The organism is Dryocola boscaweniae (assembly GCF_025215095.1).
Taxonomy (GTDB): Bacteria; Pseudomonadota; Gammaproteobacteria; order Enterobacterales; family Enterobacteriaceae; genus Dryocola; species Dryocola boscaweniae.
On sequence record NZ_JALHAP010000077.1, the window covers coordinates 112,236 to 128,387 of the forward strand.

The window sequence follows — 16,152 nt, forward strand, 5'->3', positions numbered from 1 at the left end:
GGCGCGGCGGCTATCCGTCAGAATTGATAAGACATGCTAACCGAGTAATTACGCGGCTCGCCGTAAACATAGTTATTCATATAGGTGTAGTAGGTACGGTCAAAGAGATTATTGACGTTTGCCTGTACCGCCACCTGCCTGGTGACCTGGTAGCGTGCGAACAGGTTAGCCAGCGGGTAGCTGCCCTGATAAACGCGCTGGGTGCTGCCATCCGGTGCGCTGACATCCTCAAACACGCGATTCTGCCAGTTGATGCCGCCGCCGATGACCAGATCCGGCAACCCGGGCAACTGATAGCGGGTAAACAGCTTGAGGTCGGTTTGCGGCTGGTCCGGGTTATAGCGGCCATCTTTATCGCGCGCGACATAGCGTGTCGCGCCAAAGGTCAACTGCAGATTGTCGGTGAGCGCGCCGTTGAGCTCAAACTCCGCTCCTTTACTCCGCGCGCCCTTGGTCGCGTAATAGGCCTGCTCGCTGCTGTTATTAACATAAACGCCATTCTCTTCGGTGCCGACATTGTCCTGTTCAATACGGAACACCGCGACGGTGGCGGTCAGCCGGCCGTCAAGCCAGGCGGATTTCAGGCCGGTTTCATAGCTTTTTCCGGTCACCGGCGACAGGTAGCTGCCGGCGCTGTCGCGATAGGTTTGCGGCTGGAAGATTGAGGTATAGCTGGCATAGGCCGACCAGGTATCGTTAATGTCGTACACCAGGCCCGCGTACGGCGTGATGTTATTTTTTTCCATATCGCCGCTGCTGCCGTTGGTGCTCCATTGGGTATAACGAGCCCCGACAATCAGCGATAGCGGATCGGCCAGCGAGAAACGCGCGGCGGTATAAGCGGATTTCTGGCGAATCACATCATCCGCGTTTGTATACCAGCCCTGCCATTGCGGTTCGGCAATATTGCCATTCCAGCTATTGTTAAACGCGCCCATGTCGCTTGCGGCGATGTTGTAGTTATCGGGGTCGGTAATGCCGTCCTGGCTGGAGGTGGCGTTGTGCTGGCGGTTGTAGCTGATACCAGCCATCAACTGATGCTGGCGGCCCAGCAAACTGAACGGACCGCTGGCATAGCTATCGACCGAGGTAAGCTCACGCTTGCCGCGGTCCATACTGCCGTAACCGGTCACGCCTTCACCTGTGCTTTGATCCGGATAATCCATCACATACAGTAGCTTATCGCTAAAGGTGTTTTCCGCGTGGGTGCCATTAACGTGGAAGCTCCAGCCGTTATCAAAATTATGTACCAGGTCGGCGTACGCTTTGCGCGCGTTGGTGTGGTAATTGGCCCAGTCGGCGGAGGAGTTCAGGCTGCGGTCGTAATGAGTCAGTGAACCATTGCTGTAAAACACCGGCAGGCCGCCCCAGGTAGGGTTTCCGGTGTCGGCGTCTTCATAATCGTAGCCAAGCGACAGGGTAGTGCGCTCGGTGATATCCGCATCCACCACGCCGTAAATAAATTTTTTGCTTTTATGGTAGCGGTCCAGCCAGCTATCTCCATCCTGATAGCCGGTCACCACGCGCCCGCGTACCGAGCCGGTGTCATTCAGCGGAGCAGAAACATCGGCGACATAGCGTTGTTTGTCCCAACTGCCATAGCTGGCGCTTACGCTGCCGGTAAAAGATTTGCTGTCCGCATGCTTGCGTACCATGTTAACGGAAGCCGATGGGCTGCCTGCGCCGGTCATCAGGCCGGTGGCGCCGCGTACCACTTCGATACGCTCATAAATTGCCGTGTCCGAAGCGGCATCGCCGTAGTTCCACGCGTCGCCAACCGAAGTAGGAATGCCGTCAAAGGTGAAATTAGTGATTTTGAAGCCGCGGGAATAATACTCTGAACGTTCGCTGTCGACCAGGTTGCTGGTGATGCCGGTGGTGTTATTCAGCACATCGGTAACGGTTTGCAACTGCTGATCCTGCATACGCTGCTGGGTCACTACGCTTACCGATTGCGGCACATCGCGTGGCGTCAGCAGCAGTTTGGTGCCGGCACGCGTCGTTTTTACCTGATAGTCCTGTTTTTCGTCTGCCGCCGTGTCGTTATCGTTGGCGTACACCACCATATCCTGCTGGTCATCGCCGGGGGCGGTAGCAGTACTGGTTTCGGCTGCATGCGCCAGCATCGGGTTCAAAAGAGCATGTACCGCCATTGCCAGCAATGACACCGTAAATATTTTACGGATGCCACAGGCGCGCGCTTCGGCGCGAGTTTCCCTGCGATTCAAAGACATAATATTTCCCGTCAAAATAAGCGTGAGCTGCTGTTGTGTCGCTTCTGTTGTTATGGGTTGTGACGCCGAAATAGCGGGAGAAAATCCGCCATTGCGAGGCACATAAAATAGAGAAGCGTATAAATTGAGAAGGCTAATGATAATCATTTGCTTTAATAAATCGAAAAAGGTTTCATTTAAATGTGTAAGTATTTGTAAAGATAATATGAATCAAAGAGTTGATTGAAATATCGACCCGTTAGTTGCTAACGTTTTCACTTATTTCGCGTCTTTGTTGGATAAAAACAGGGGATACGGCGGAGTAATTTAGTTTTTCTGCAGCCGACGGATGCGCCTTTGACCGACGGCCGTCGGCGTTGATTTGCTTAGTTTTCTTTAATGAGTATGATTCTCATTCTTTATTCGGCCTTTCCATAGGGCTGCGCCTTACGGAAACCGTTCTTCCCTAATGGAGTTCAGAATGAAATCGTTTTTCAGTTCGCGTAAAGCCGCGGTTGCGGCAGCGGTCGTTGCCGCATTGAGTCTGACGGCCTGTCAGACGCCCGCCAAAAAAGCTGAAACTCCGGTAGCTGCCGCTGCGGCAAAGCCGGTCGCTCAGGCGGTAACGCTGCGTGTATTAGGCGATGGGCTGTATGAACTGGCGTATTCTTCGGCCGCCAGTGCATTGTATGTTGCCAGCGCCCAGAGCTTTAAAGAGGTGAACGGCGGCATATTGTATCGCCTTGACCCGACTACTCTTGCGACCAAAGGCGAGACCCATACCGATCTGAAAAACTTCGGCATGGCGATTGATGAAAAAGGCGACACGTTCTATACCACCAATTCGCTGGACGGCAGCGTGTCCAAAGTGGACGCGCACAGCGGCAAGGTGCTGCAACGCCTGGCGTTGGGCGGTGGAAAAGATAAAGACGGCGATGCGATTGGCGCACGTGAAATGCTGCTGCACGGCAACGAGCTGTACGTCGGCCGTGTGGCCGATCCCGGCTTCATTAACGTTATCGATACCAAAACGTTTAAAGTCAAAACCACCATTAAAAACGCCGGGAAATGGGTGACGGGCCTGATCTATTCACCGCTGACCGAACGCATTTATGCCGCTAATGGCGGGGGAGAGATTCTGGTCATCAATCCACGCAGCCACAAAATTGAGCAGCGCTGGACGCCGGGCGATGGCAAAGAGTACCTGCTCCTGAACATGGCGGAAGATCCGGCCACTGGTCGCCTGTTCGTCACCGACGATTCCAAAGCGAAAACCACGCTGGTATTTGATATACACAGCGGCAAAGTTATTAAGCGTATTGAGGGCGATGCGCTGGGGATCAAGTTTAACGCCAGACGCAATGAGATCTACATCAGCCAGCGTGAGTCGAAAAAAGTGCTGCAACTGGATGCCACCAGCTATGCGGTGAAAAATAGCTGGTCGTTCGACACCAGCCCGAACAGCCTGCTGGTTTCAGCCGACGGCGAAGCGCTGTATGTTTCTCTTAAACAGGCCTTTAACGAAGACAGTTCGACTAAAGGAGCGGATAGCGTGGCGCGCATTGCGCTGAAGTAAAGCCGCAGGGAAGGCCTGCGGGCCTTCCTCGCCGGGCGCATAAAGTCGCAACGGCGAACTCAATTTCACCGCCTTTTACATTCATTTTTTATCCCCGCTCACATATTTTACTTCCCGTTATCAGGCAGGGTTGCCTAAAGCTGTTTTCCCCTATACGTTCTTCTGTAACGTTTTAGTGTAACGTTACAGAAGAAAGAAAAAAGCACCAGTCCTTGTTCGAAAAGATGTTTTTTAAATCATAAAGAAATTATAAATCAAGTATTTATAAGGATGGCTTAATGAATATTCAACGATCCGGCTTACGTAAAACCCTTATCGGCACGCTGACGGCTTCTATGCTGCTTGCGGCTGGCGGTATCAACAATATGGCGCAGGCGGCTGTTAGCCTGCGCGTCTATTCATCACTGACAGCAGACGACAACTCTGCTCACTACATCTGGTTTAAGCGCCTGCAGGCGAATATCGCAAAAAATCCGCTTTTGAAAGACGAAATTAAGCTCAACTATTTCCCCAATGCCATGCTGGGCAAGGAAGCTGATGCCGCGCAGCAGGTACGTATCGGTGCTATCAATATGATGATCTCCGGCACTTCTATCTGGTCAACAATGGTGCCAGAGATCGGCGTACTTGATTTAGGCTATTTGTTTAAAGACTGGGATCAGGTAGGCAAAGCGCTGGATGGTCAGGCGGGCAAAACCCTTTCCGACCTGATGCTTAAAAAAGCGAATGTGGTGGTAATCGGCTATCCCTTCAACCTGGGCGCACGCAACGTCTATACCAAAAAAGTTGTTGAAAAACCGGAAGATCTGAAAAACCTGAAGATCCGAGTTTTACCAGTGCCGAATTTTATCGCCACCATTAATCATATGGGGGCTGTCGCAATTCCGATGCCCGGCGGAGAGGTTTACTCCAGCCTGCAAATGGGGGTAATTGACGGTCTGGAACATGACTCAACTACCGTCCTGGCGAATAAGTTTTATGAAATCGCCAAAAACGCCAGCCTCACACAGCATAGCTATAACCCGCTTATGATCGCCATGAATAAAAATAGCTTCCAGCAAATCCCGGAGAAGCTACGCCCGGAATTCCTGGCCGCAGCAAAAGAAGCGACCGAGTATGAGCGCCAGCAGTCCTCTCTGATTGAAAAAAAGGCGGTCAAGCAGCTGGAGTCGCTTGGAATGGTCTTCCACGATATCGATCGTAATATTCTGCGAAATGACGTTAAGCCGGTTTGGGAAGCCTTCCTGGCTAAATATCCGCTGATGAAAAGCGTGATTGCTGACGTGACTGCGGCAGGAAATGAGTGACGGATTATTCCTTTATTGCCAGCGGCAATTTAAGAATCGATGGACGGGAAAGCGATAACGAGGTTGAAAATGGCAGAAAGATCTATGTTGATTAAACAACAGGCCGGGTTGCTGGATTACCTTTCCCGGCTGAATAAATTGCTGACGACGCTGACCGCCTGGGCAGGCGGTCTCGTTTTGCTGGTTAACGTTCTGGTTGTTTCCGCTTCCGTCATCTGGCGCTATGTGCTGCATTCTCCGCTTGAATGGGCTGAAGAAGCGGCGCGCGCAATGATGATTGCGCTGGTGTTCTTTGGCGTCGCGACTTCAACCGGGCGCGGCGGACATATTGGCGTGGATCTGTTCCTGCGCTTTATTCCTGGGTCTGTCCGTCCATACGTTGTCCATGCCAGCCGCTGGGTGCTGTTCCTTGTTGCCGTTGGCCTGACCATGTCCAGCTACAGCCTGTTACAGGTGTCGCGTTACCAGACTACGGAAACGGGTCTGCCGATGATCATCTCGATCGCGCCGGTGCTTATCGGTTCGGTGGTGATGATGCTGGGGGCGCTGGAGCATGCGCTGAAGGAGCGCATGAAAGTGGTGCTGCTAAGCGGTGCCGGCATTGCGCTGCTGGTTGTGCTGGGCTGGCTGAAACTGTCGCTGATGGCCGATCCGGCTACTGCGGCTGCCGGATTAATGTTTATCTGTTTCCTGCTGGGGATTATTGCCGGCGTGCCGATTGCCTTTACGCTGGGTATGTCGGCGATGGTATTTTTTATCTGCGATCCTACTTTGCCATTTGTGTTCTTCTCACAGCAGGTGGTGGCCGGGGTGGATCATTTTGTTCTGTTGGCAATCCCGTTTTTCCTGCTGGCGGGAGCAGCAATGGAGCACAATGGCATGTCGACGCGCCTGGTTGAGCTGGTGGTGCGCGGCATGGGGCGCTTTCGCGGCGGCCTGAATATGACCACCGTGCTGTCAATGGCGTTCTTTTCGGGAATCTCCGGTTCGAAGTTGGCGGATATTGCTGCGGTCGGTGGCGTGCTGATGCCTGCCGTGCGCCGGGCTAAAGAGGACAGTAACGAGGCAGCCGCGGTTTTCGCCGCTTCAGCGGTAGTGTCAGAAACCATTCCGCCCTGTGTCAATCTGATTGTGCTGGGGTTTGTGGCAAATATATCAATTGGCGCGCTGTTTATCGCCGGGCTGATACCTGCCGCCTGTCTGCTGGTACTGATGCTGATTGCGGCTAATCGTTTCGGCGGCAAGATCAACATCAAAGACGCCTATCCACAGATGCGTCCACGGCTACAGCTCTGGTTAGGCGCGCTGGTGGGGTTGGCGATGATTTTCATGATTGGCCGCGGCGTGATGATGGGGATCGCGACTTCAACGGAAATCTCCGCATTTGCCGTGGTATATGCAGTTGTGGTTGGCCGGCTGGCATTTCGCGAACTGACCTTGCGAACCACTGTGAAAATGTTCATCGATATTGCTGCAATGTCTGGCGTGCTGTTGTTTATCGTTGCCTGTGCGACAAGCCTTTCTTATGTGCTGACCATCCAGATGATCCCGCAGCAGATTGCTGAACTGCTGGTCAGCATCGGCCAGTCGCAGGGAAGCTGGATATTTCTTTTATTGACTATCGTCATTCTGATTGTATTCGGTGCGGTACTGGAAGGTGCGCCAGCATTGATTATCTTTGCCCCCATCCTGGTGCCGATTGCGGTACAGTTGGGCTTTAATCCTTTGCATTTCGGTATCGTGATGATTCTGGCGATGGGATTTGGTTTATTTTCGCCGCCGATTGGGCTTGGATTGTATACAACCTGCGCTATCTGCGGCGTTGAAATGAAAAATGTGATTCGCCCGATGGTAAAGTATCTGTTGGTTTCCTTGTTCGGAATCATATTGATCGCCCTGATCCCTACGATATCCACATGGTTGCCGGGTCTGGCGGGTTATTAATGCCCGGTCGGTGATTGTCAGGATGGGCGGCGTTTGATCTGCCAGCATACAAATAATGGAGAATGAGGAGCATATGGCTAATATTCGGGATGTCGCTAACCACGCGGAGGTTTCAGTCAGCAGCGTTTCTAACGTACTGAACAATCGAACTGACCAGATGCGTCCTGAGACACTTGCGCGTATTCGCCAGGCTATGCTTGAACTTAATTATCAGCCGAACCGCATTGCTCAGCAGCTTAAAACCGGCCAGACCAGAATGATTGGCCTGCTGGTGCCCTCTATTGTTAACCCCAGTTTTGCGATGTTGACGCGGGAAATCGATCGGGCTGCAAAAGCCAGCCAGTATCGTGTGTTATTAGGAAACACATACCGTCAGGCAGATGAAGAACGCGCCTTCCTGGAAGATATGTTTGCGCATGGCGTGAAGGGGGTGATTGTAGTCGCCACCGCGATGGACCGTCCCCATTTTGTCGAGGCTGCCCGTCAGGGTCTCGTGATGGTCAACTACGATAGCCTGATGTCCCGTGATACGTTGAACGGCAATCCGCCGTTTGATAGCGTCTCAATGGATAACGTCGAGGCTGGCCGTCTGGCAACGGAACATTTAATCCAGCGCGGGTGCCGTCAGCTGGTGTTTGTGACGGAAAGTTCGTTGACGATAAGCCGCTCGCATAAGATTGAAGGTTTTTTTGTCGCCGCGAAGGAGCATGGCCTTCAGCAAAGCGCGCGTGTCATTGAGGGAACCGCAAAGTTCGCTTACGGCGATGCGGAAATGACGGAGCTGGGCCGGGCGCTGGCGGCAAAGATTTTGCAGGCATGTCCGGTGCCGGATGGCATCGTGGCCATCAATGATGCGTTGGGGATTGGTTTAATGGCAGGGCTACGCGATGCCAGGATACGTATACCAGAGGATATTTCGGTTATCGGTATCGATAATATTCCGTTGGCGGATTTAGTTCAGCCGCCGATGAGTTCGGTTATTCCGCCGTTAACGGAGATGGTCAATATGATGATGAAACGTTTACTTATGCGTATTGAAAATCCGTCCCTGGCACCTGAGGCGTTTCTTTTTGCGCCGAAGTTAATCAGCCGCCAATCCGTTATCGAAGGCGAGAAACAGCATATTCGGTAAATATTATTAACGGCGGAAGAATATTGCCGAAAAGCGCAGGTTTTAATAACCAGACAATGGACAGAGGTTTCTGTTGCCTGAATGCAGGACGGATAATATTCGTCATCATTCAGCTAACGATTTCGTTATAAACGTAAAATACTTCGTGAGGTTAAGTATGGGCAATCTTTCCGGGAAACGTGTGTTTATTACAGCCGCAGGGCAGGGAATTGGCAATGCAACGGCAAAAGCGCTGATTGAAGCAGGCTGCGATATTTATATGCATTATTTCAGCGATGATTCCGGGGCGAAAGAGCTGGCTGCCCTGGCCGTCTCGCTGGGACAAAAAGCGGCATATGGACAGGCCGATCTCACCGATAATGAAGAGGCCGAAAAGTGTACGGTTGCCGCCGCAGAGTTTCTGGGAGGGATCGACATCCTGGTAAATAATGCCGGCGGGCTGGTGGGCAGAAAATGGCTTGGTGAAATCGATCGGCAGTTCTGGCAGACGGTTATTGACGTTAACATGACGACCATGTTTAACGTCACACAAAGCGCGCTACCGTATCTGAAACAGGCCCGCGAAGGTGCCAGCATTATCAATCTCGCTTCGCTGGCTGGTCGCGCCGGTGGACATTCCGGCTCGCTGGTCTATTCCACCACCAAAGGGGCTATCCTGACCTGGACGCGTTCCCTGGCCGCTGAGCTTGGCCAGTACGGCATTCGGGTTAATGCTGTTGCGCCGGGATTGATTCTGGGCACTAAGTTCCATAATGTGCATACTACGAAGGTTTCCGCCGACGAGACGGTGCGATCAATCCCGTTGGGCAGAGCGGGTAATGCGGAAGACGTTGCGCGGTTAATTAAATTCCTGGCATCGGAATATGATGGCTTTATTTCAGGCGCCACAATTGATATTAATGGCGGCGTTTATCGGATGTAGTCAATAAGGAATACGCCCTTGATTTTTTCATCGGCTAACAAGGGCAAAGTAAATTCTAATGGAGTTGATATGATTAAATCTGCAATCCTTCATCCGCAATTATTAAGTACCCTGGCCAAATGCGGCCATAAAGCCAAAATTTTAATCGCCGACAGCAACTATTCATTTGTTACTAACTCATCGCCGGGAGCAACCGTTGTCTATCTGAATTTTGCACCGGGTATGATAGAAAGTCCTTTTATTCTTCAGAAATTACTCAGCTATATTAATGTCGAAGAGGCGGCATTAATGTCGTCACCAGCCGATTTTAACAATACGATTGAGCAGGAGTATCAGCGTATTCTGCCGTCCGATACGGCTTTTTCCCGACTAAGCCGAGAGGATTTTTATACGCAGGCGAAATCATCAGATACTTTGCTGGTGATTGCCACCGGGGAAACCCGGCGATATGCCAATATCCTGCTTACGGTTGGTGTGGTCAGCGTTGATTAACGCAGGTCCCGATCCCTGTCGGCGCTGTACATACTATTCGTTCAGTTACTTCCAGGCAAAAACCATGCAAGAAGCCCGCTTAAGTTTCCTTAAGCGGGCTTCTCAAATTTGGCTCCTCTGACTGGACTCGAACCAGTGACATACGGATTAACAGTCCGCCGTTCTACCGACTGAACTACAGAGGAATCGTGTGAACGAGGCGAATAGTAGCCTCGCGCTTAAAAAGAGTCAATGGATAAAATAACGCGTTGATTCAAATGAGCAAATTAAAATCAACTTGTTGAATTAATGCACCGTTTTACCGTCAGGCTCATGGGGGTTTTCGCTTCTGCGCAGGCGTTGTAGCGGGTCCTGGCCATAGAACATGCGAAAGCGTTGATAAAGTGACGGGAAGCGCGGCGCAAACAGCTCTGGCGCGCTGAAAAAATACTCCGAAAGCACCGCGAAACATTCTGCCGGTTCGGTGGCGGCGTAAGCGTCAATGCTGGCGGCGTTTTCCCCTACCAGATCGATTTCGTCCTGAATATTATTCATCGCGGCGTGAAGATCGTGCTCCCAGGCTGCAACATCGCGCAGCGCAATCAGCGGCACGCCGCTTGCGCGGTCGCCATTGCGCATATCCAGCTTATGGGCGACTTCATGAATAATCAGATTGAAGCCCGAGGCGTCGAAGGAGTCCTGAACGTCCAGCCAGTTCAGCACGATAGGCCCTTGCTGCCAGCTTTGCCCGGACTGAACCATGCGCTGGTTATGCACCAGGCCAATGTCGTCCTGCCATTCATCATCCACCACAAAAGGGGCAGGGTAGAGGAGTATTTCATGAAAGCCATCCAGCCATTCCAGGCCAAGCTCCATCACAGGAAGACAGAACAGCAGCGCGATACGGGCGCTTTTCAACTCGTCCAGCTCGAAACCCTGCAGCGGAACCAGGCGTTTTTGCTGTAAAAAACGATCGGCAAGGCGGATAAGCTTTTGTTGTTCGACAGGGGTGAGCGCTGCCAGTACGGGAATAGCGAAAGCCTGCTCCCACGGCAAAGCTGAGACAGTGGATGAATCACTTACTTTCCAGGGCCACCTAATCATGTTTCTTGCTCGCAAAGTCATCGTTTGAACAGAAATGAAAATAACGGGGAGTTTCCTCTCGAAGCGAATATTCAAGCACTTAATGAAAATCACTTCAACGACAGGGGTCACAAGTGAGCTGAGCCCGCACAATTATTTACTATGCCTGCTTTTTACCCAAACTCATTGAGATTTTATATGTTTTGGCGCGTCGCTGTTCCTTGTTCATGCCTTGTGAGTAAGTCATTAAGCTTAAAGCTGTTGTTTTATCAGTGATTAATAATTAATCGCCTGGCGCTAAAAGATTTACTCAGATTATAAAATGAGGTTTTCGCCTGTTGATTTGCAATAAAAATGTGATAAAAATCACATTGAGAGCGGTGGTTCTACCGTCATTCCCCTGTTTTTAAATTGAGATGGCTATGTCGAACGTTAAGGATGCGAAACCAACCCGTACGCCGGGTGGAAAAATAGCGCTGTGGCTGTTTTATGGCTTTTGTTTGTATATCGTCTGGGCAATGGCGCGGTATTTTTGGGTTGTCAGCAGCGTGACGGGCGGCGAAATGGGCTCGTTAGGTGGAAAATTGCTGGGGGCGTTGATGGGGCTGCTCGTGCTCGGTTCGGTGGCCGCCGTGCTTGGCTGGGTCGCCTGGTATACGCGCCCGCGTAGTGATTTTCACCGGGAATAAAGGTTCTGACAAACTGCCGGTCTCTTGCTAATTTTGTGATCCTGTACTCATATTAGGTACAGGGTTTAGCAACGAAACGAGGAGTACGTATGCCGATAGCCCACTGGCAAGCGCGTTTTGAGCAGTACCTGCACGGCAACTGGCTGCAGGATGATAAGGCCCACGATGTAGCGCATTTCCATCGCGTCTGGAAAACCGCGCAGCGAATTATGGAAGGTACGGAAGCCGATCGTTTAGTGGTGCTTACCGCCTGTTATTTTCATGACATCGTAAATTTGCCTAAAAACCACCCGGAGCGGCACCTGGCCTCAACGCAGGCCGCGCTTGAAACATTACGTATCCTCGACGCTCATTTTCCTGACTTTCCTCATGAAATGTATGATGCCGTGGCCCATGCCGTTCACGCCCATAGTTTTAGCGCGGGCGTGGAACCGCAAACGCTGGAAGCAAAAATTGTTCAGGACGCCGACAGGCTTGAATCGTTAGGCGCCATTGGGCTTGCTCGCGTGTTTTACACCTCCGGCGCGCTGGGGCGGCCGTTGTTTGACAGCGAAGATCCGCTCGCAGGCCAGCGCGAGCTGGACGACGCCACTTATGCGCTCGATCACTTCCAGAAAAAGCTGCTGAAACTGCCAGAGACGATGCAAACCGAAGCGGGCAGGAGGCTTGCGCGCCATAACGCTGATTTTCTTGTGCATTACATGGCGAAGCTGTGTGCCGAATTGAAAGGCGAATATCATCAACTCGACAACGATGTGATTGAGCGATTCTCCCCGCTGCGTTAACCGCCTGCCCGCTCCGCGCGGGCCTTTTCATTCTTTCTGGGTCAAATCAGTGATAGAGTTGCACTTTATTTTCCCTTTGAAGGCTCTTGATGAACGACCTTGACGCGATTGCAGAACAACTCTCAGAACAGGCTTTACGCCAGCAACAGCATCAGCAGGAAGAAGACCATGCTTTGGTCAGCCGAATCCTTGAGATTTACGATCAGAAAACCGTCGCGCACCGCCTGCGCCAGGTCAGCGGCGACTGGACGCGCGAATCACTTAATCGCTGGTATAACCGTAAGTCTGTCCCGCGCGCCTTAACGTCTGTAGAAGTCACGATGCTGCAAAGCATGCTGCCTTCTCCGCCGAAGCATCACGGGAAATACGCGTTTCGTTTTATCGACCTGTTTGCCGGTATCGGCGGTATCCGCAGCGGATTTGAAGCTATTGGCGGGCAGTGCGTGTTTACCAGCGAGTGGAATAAACACGCGGTGAGGACCTACAAAGCCAACTGGTACTGCGACCCCGGGCAGCATCAGTTCAACGAAGATATACGCGATATTACCCAAAGCGACCGTACCGATCTTAGCGACGAGGAAGCCGCGGCGCATATCCGGGCGACGCTGCCGGATCACGACGTTTTGCTGGCGGGATTCCCGTGCCAGCCGTTTTCCCTTGCCGGCGTATCTAAAAAGAATGCGCTGGGCCGCGCCCACGGTTTTGCCTGCGAAACGCAGGGCACGCTGTTTTTCGACGTTGCCCGCATTATTGATGCCAAACGTCCGGCGATTTTTGTGCTGGAAAACGTCAAGAACCTCAAAAGCCACGATAAGGGCAACACCTTCCGTATCATTATGGAAACGCTCGACAGCCTGGGTTATGAAGTCGCCGATGCGGCCGTTACAGGCGCGAACGACCCTAAAATTATCGACGGGAAGCACTTTTTACCGCAGCACCGTGAACGCATTGTGCTGGTGGGTTTTCGCCGCGATCTCAACCTGCATCAGGATTTCACGCTGCGTGCGCTGGATGCTTTATACCCGCCGCGCCGCCCAACCTTTGGCGAGCTTCTTGAGCCGACGGTGGATGCGAAATACATCCTCACGCCTACGCTTTGGAAATATCTCTACAATTACGCTAAAAAGCATCAGGCAAAAGGCAACGGGTTTGGCTATGGCCTGGTAGACCCCACCAATCCGGCGAGCGTGGCAAGAACGCTTTCGGCGCGCTATTACAAAGACGGCGCCGAAATTCTTATTGACCGGGGATGGGACAAAGCGCTTGGCGAACAGGATTTTAACGATGCGGAAAATCAGGTCCGTCGCCCGCGTCGTTTAACGCCGCGTGAATGTGCGCGGCTGATGGGCTTTGAAGCGCCGCAGGGAAAAGCTTTCCGTATTCCGGTTTCGGATACCCAGGCTTACCGCCAGTTCGGTAACTCGGTTGTGGTTCCTGCCTTTGCCGCCGTGGCGAAACTGCTGGAAGATAAAATCAAACAGGCCGTGAAAAAACGCTAAACGGAGGAGAAATGGCTGATGTTCACAGCAAAGCAGTGCGCAGCAAAAATATGCGCGCCATTGCCACACGCGACACGGCCATCGAAAAACGTCTGGCAGGATTGCTTATCGAATGCGGATTTGATTTTCGCGTACAGGATGAGCAGCTTGCCGGTCGCCCCGATTTTATTATTGATAGCCACCGCTGCATTATCTTTACCCACGGCTGTTTCTGGCATCATCACAACTGTTATCTGTTTAAAGTGCCCGCCACGCGCACGGAATTCTGGCTTGAGAAAATAGGCAAAAACGTTGAGCGCGATAAACGTGATATTCGGCGTTTGCTGGGTGAAGGCTGGCGCGTGCTGCTGGTCTGGGAATGCGCGCTGCGAGGACGTAAAAAGCTAAGCGATAACGCCCTGACGGAAAGGCTGGAAGAGTGGGTTTTCAGCGGCGGCCATCATGCCCAGATTGATACGCTCGGCATTCATGCGCTCGATGACGACGGGTGGCAGGCGCCACCCGGATCCTGATTATTCCTCTGTTTCACACACTCGCACTACCGGCTTTGGGGGCAGCAGATATTTCCCCAGGGTCACCAGAACAACGGCGAAAATAATCACGCCCAGCGCCAGCCATTCGACGGCCGAAAGGCTTTCTCCAGCGAATCCGGTTCCGAGCAGCACTGCCACCACAGGGTTAACGTAGGCGTAGCTGGTTGCCACCGCAGGGGCGACGTTGCGAATCAGATACATATAAGCGCTGATGGCGATAATCGATCCGAACAGCGCCAGATAGCCTACGGCCAGGAAGCCCGCGGTTGTTGGCATAGTCGTCAGACGTTCGCCGGTCAGCGCTGCGGCGCAAAGCAGTACAAAGCCTGCGGCGAGCATTTCAATTGCACCGGCCATTAAGCCGTCTGGCAACTCAATGCGTGAGCCATAGACAGAACCAAACGCCCAGCTCAGCGAGCCAATCAGAATAAGAATTGCGCCCCAGGGATTGCCGCTCAGATTTCCGCCGCTGTTAAGAAGGACGATGCCTGCTAAACCAATGGCTATACCCAGCCATTCGAGCTTGCGCGTCGGGATGCCAAACAGGCGGCTAAAACACAGGGTAAACAGCGGCACGGTAGCCACCATCACCGCCGCAATACCGGAGGGAACGTGCTGATGTTCCGCAACTGTGACAAATCCGTTGCCCACGGCGAGCAGCAGCACGCCAATCAACGCGGCATTTAACATCGGCTTTATTGCCGGCAGCTTATGGCCCCGCAATAACAACACGCTCAGCAGCAGCACGCCTGCGCTCATAAAACGCACGCCAGCCATCATAAACGGTGGCCAGCTTTTGACCCCAATGGCGATAGCAAAATAGGTTGAGCCCCAAATGATATACAGCGCAAAAAGCGCTGCGATCAGCGGTAATAATTGACCTGAACGAACGCGCATACTCCCTCACGACATTGCTTTGACGAGCTAATAGTTAACGTCAAAACTATCAGCCTGGCGAGTATTTTACTTGTTATTATCTTGTTAATTTTCGTTGACATATGACTTTGTTTTCGTGTGCTGAGTTTTGCTCCATACTGAGAAGCAAACCAACAAAAAAGGATGATGATTTTGGCTGGAAGTAGCTTATTAACGCTTCTTGATGATATCGCCACGCTGCTGGACGATATCTCAATGATGGGGAAGCTTGCGGCGAAGAAAACCGCTGGCGTATTAGGTGATGATTTATCGCTCAATGCTCAACAGGTTTCTGGGGTCCGCGCCAACCGCGAACTGCCGGTGGTGTGGGGGGTTGCGAAGGGCTCCTTTCTCAATAAACTTATTCTGGTGCCCCTTGCGCTGGTGATCAGCGCTTTTGCGCCCTGGGCAATAACGCCGTTATTAATGATTGGCGGTGCGTTCCTGTGTTTCGAGGGCGTAGAGAAAGTCGTTCACAGCTTTCAGGCTCGTAAACACAAGGAGACGCCTGAAGAAAAAAAAGCGCGGCTTGATGCTGTGGCCGCACAGGACCCGATGGTTTATGAAAAAGATAAGGTTAAAGGCGCTATACGCACCGACTTTATTCTCTCGGCTGAAATTGTCGCCATTACGCTCGGCATCGTAGCCGATGCGCCGTTGCTAAATCAGGTGCTGGTGTTATCCGGCATTGCGATTCTGGTGACGGTGGGGGTATACGGGCTGGTTGGGATGATAGTCAAGCTTGATGACCTGGGCTACTGGCTTGCGGAAAAGCGTTCGCAACTGGCGCAGGGCATCGGTAAAGCGCTGCTTGCGCTGGCCCCGTGGCTGATGAAGTTCCTGTCGATTGTCGGCACGCTGGCGATGTTCCTTGTCGGCGGCGGAATTCTGGTTCACGGCATTCCTGCTTTACACCACGCGATTGAACATTGGGCCGAAAAAGCGGGCGGGGTAATTCATCTGCTCGCGCCGACGCTGGTTAATCTGGTGCTTGGTTTTATCGTCGGCGCGATAGTTTTACTGGTTGTAAACGGCATAAACCACCTGCGCGGCAAAGCTTCGCATTAACCGTTTGCATAAATT

General features: G+C 52.3%; 14 protein-coding genes and 1 tRNA gene. 11 read left to right on the top strand and 4 right to left on the bottom strand.

Going from position 1 to position 16,152, the window contains the following annotated elements; all coding sequences use genetic code 11:
- Positions 1 to 17: 17 nt before the first annotated feature.
- Entirely contained in the window at positions 18 to 2,234 is a 2,217-nt protein-coding gene (gene fhuE / locus MUA00_RS10115) for a ferric-rhodotorulic acid/ferric-coprogen receptor FhuE (protein ID WP_271123030.1), read from the bottom strand.
- Between the two features lie 460 nt (positions 2,235 to 2,694).
- On the opposite strand from fhuE, the gene MUA00_RS10120 reads away from it, so the two are divergent.
- The 6 genes from MUA00_RS10120 (at position 2,695) to MUA00_RS10145 (ending at position 9,586) form a co-directional block, all read left to right on the top strand.
- Complete coding sequence (locus tag MUA00_RS10120) at positions 2,695 to 3,789, top strand: YncE family protein (protein WP_271123029.1); 1,095 nt, start codon at positions 2,695 to 2,697, stop codon at positions 3,787 to 3,789.
- Positions 3,790 to 4,067: 278 nt separating this feature from the next.
- On the top strand, positions 4,068 to 5,096 hold the full coding sequence (locus MUA00_RS10125; protein WP_271123028.1) for a TRAP transporter substrate-binding protein: 1,029 nt from the start codon (positions 4,068 to 4,070) through the stop codon (positions 5,094 to 5,096).
- An 84-nt stretch (positions 5,097 to 5,180) separates the two neighbouring features.
- Positions 5,181 to 7,040 carry a TRAP transporter large permease gene (locus tag MUA00_RS10130; protein ID WP_271123027.1) on the top strand — a complete coding sequence of 620 codons (1,860 nt, stop codon included), beginning with the start codon at positions 5,181 to 5,183 and terminating at the stop codon, positions 7,038 to 7,040.
- Between the two features lie 73 nt (positions 7,041 to 7,113).
- The gene (locus tag MUA00_RS10135) at positions 7,114 to 8,172 is read left to right on the top strand and encodes a LacI family DNA-binding transcriptional regulator (RefSeq protein ID WP_271123026.1); all 1,059 of its coding nucleotides are present in this window, start codon (positions 7,114 to 7,116) and stop codon (positions 8,170 to 8,172) included.
- 157 nt (positions 8,173 to 8,329) lie between these two features.
- A complete protein-coding gene (locus tag MUA00_RS10140; protein ID WP_271123025.1) occupies positions 8,330 to 9,094 on the top strand; it encodes an SDR family NAD(P)-dependent oxidoreductase in 765 nt (254 codons plus the stop codon).
- A gap of 69 nt (positions 9,095 to 9,163) precedes the next feature.
- Positions 9,164 to 9,586: an RbsD/FucU family protein gene (locus tag MUA00_RS10145; protein ID WP_271123024.1), complete on the top strand. Its 423-nt coding sequence runs from the start codon at positions 9,164 to 9,166 to the stop codon at positions 9,584 to 9,586.
- A gap of 109 nt (positions 9,587 to 9,695) precedes the next feature.
- Here the strand turns inward: MUA00_RS10145 and MUA00_RS10150 are convergent.
- Positions 9,696 to 9,771 (bottom strand) — tRNA-Asn (locus tag MUA00_RS10150).
- Between the two features lie 100 nt (positions 9,772 to 9,871).
- The gene (gene mtfA / locus MUA00_RS10155) at positions 9,872 to 10,669 is read right to left on the bottom strand and encodes a DgsA anti-repressor MtfA (protein WP_271123023.1); all 798 of its coding nucleotides are present in this window, start codon (positions 10,667 to 10,669) and stop codon (positions 9,872 to 9,874) included.
- Positions 10,670 to 11,070: 401 nt separating this feature from the next.
- On the opposite strand from mtfA, the gene drpB reads away from it, so the two are divergent.
- The 4 genes from drpB (at position 11,071) to MUA00_RS10175 (ending at position 14,133) form a co-directional block, all read left to right on the top strand.
- Complete coding sequence (gene drpB / locus MUA00_RS10160; protein ID WP_271123022.1) at positions 11,071 to 11,337, top strand: cell division protein DrpB; 267 nt, start codon at positions 11,071 to 11,073, stop codon at positions 11,335 to 11,337.
- Positions 11,338 to 11,426: 89 nt separating this feature from the next.
- Positions 11,427 to 12,122 (top strand): phosphohydrolase, encoded by a 696-nt coding sequence (locus MUA00_RS10165; protein WP_271123021.1) that lies wholly within the window; start codon positions 11,427 to 11,429, stop codon positions 12,120 to 12,122.
- 89 nt (positions 12,123 to 12,211) lie between these two features.
- Entirely contained in the window at positions 12,212 to 13,621 is a 1,410-nt protein-coding gene (locus tag MUA00_RS10170) for a DNA cytosine methyltransferase (protein ID WP_271123020.1), read from the top strand.
- 11 nt (positions 13,622 to 13,632) lie between these two features.
- On the top strand, positions 13,633 to 14,133 hold the full coding sequence (locus MUA00_RS10175) for a very short patch repair endonuclease (protein ID WP_271123019.1): 501 nt from the start codon (positions 13,633 to 13,635) through the stop codon (positions 14,131 to 14,133).
- On the opposite strand, the gene yedA is transcribed toward MUA00_RS10175, so the two are convergent.
- Complete coding sequence (gene yedA, locus MUA00_RS10180; RefSeq protein ID WP_271123018.1) at positions 14,134 to 15,051, bottom strand: drug/metabolite exporter YedA; 918 nt, start codon at positions 15,049 to 15,051, stop codon at positions 14,134 to 14,136.
- Between the two features lie 171 nt (positions 15,052 to 15,222).
- Between yedA and MUA00_RS10185 the strand changes: the two genes are divergently transcribed.
- Positions 15,223 to 16,137 (top strand): DUF808 domain-containing protein, encoded by a 915-nt coding sequence (locus MUA00_RS10185; RefSeq protein WP_271123017.1) that lies wholly within the window; start codon positions 15,223 to 15,225, stop codon positions 16,135 to 16,137.
- The last annotated feature ends 15 nt before the right edge of the window (positions 16,138 to 16,152 follow it).

Bases quoted from the DNA above. Each gene is read 5' to 3' on its own strand.
- fhuE (WP_271123030.1), bottom strand. From the start codon at position 2,234: ATGTCTTTGAATCGCAGGGAAACTCGCGCCGAAGCGCGCGCCTGTGGC.
- MUA00_RS10120 (WP_271123029.1), top strand. From the start codon at position 2,695: ATGAAATCGTTTTTCAGTTCGCGTAAAGCCGCGGTTGCGGCAGCGGTC.
- MUA00_RS10125 (WP_271123028.1), top strand. From the start codon at position 4,068: ATGAATATTCAACGATCCGGCTTACGTAAAACCCTTATCGGCACGCTG.
- MUA00_RS10130 (WP_271123027.1), top strand. From the start codon at position 5,181: ATGTTGATTAAACAACAGGCCGGGTTGCTGGATTACCTTTCCCGGCTG.
- MUA00_RS10135 (WP_271123026.1), top strand. From the start codon at position 7,114: ATGGCTAATATTCGGGATGTCGCTAACCACGCGGAGGTTTCAGTCAGC.
- MUA00_RS10140 (WP_271123025.1), top strand. From the start codon at position 8,330: ATGGGCAATCTTTCCGGGAAACGTGTGTTTATTACAGCCGCAGGGCAG.
- MUA00_RS10145 (WP_271123024.1), top strand. From the start codon at position 9,164: ATGATTAAATCTGCAATCCTTCATCCGCAATTATTAAGTACCCTGGCC.
- mtfA (WP_271123023.1), bottom strand. From the start codon at position 10,669: ATGATTAGGTGGCCCTGGAAAGTAAGTGATTCATCCACTGTCTCAGCT.
- drpB (WP_271123022.1), top strand. From the start codon at position 11,071: ATGTCGAACGTTAAGGATGCGAAACCAACCCGTACGCCGGGTGGAAAA.
- MUA00_RS10165 (WP_271123021.1), top strand. From the start codon at position 11,427: ATGCCGATAGCCCACTGGCAAGCGCGTTTTGAGCAGTACCTGCACGGC.
- MUA00_RS10170 (WP_271123020.1), top strand. From the start codon at position 12,212: ATGAACGACCTTGACGCGATTGCAGAACAACTCTCAGAACAGGCTTTA.
- MUA00_RS10175 (WP_271123019.1), top strand. From the start codon at position 13,633: ATGGCTGATGTTCACAGCAAAGCAGTGCGCAGCAAAAATATGCGCGCC.
- yedA (WP_271123018.1), bottom strand. From the start codon at position 15,051: ATGCGCGTTCGTTCAGGTCAATTATTACCGCTGATCGCAGCGCTTTTT.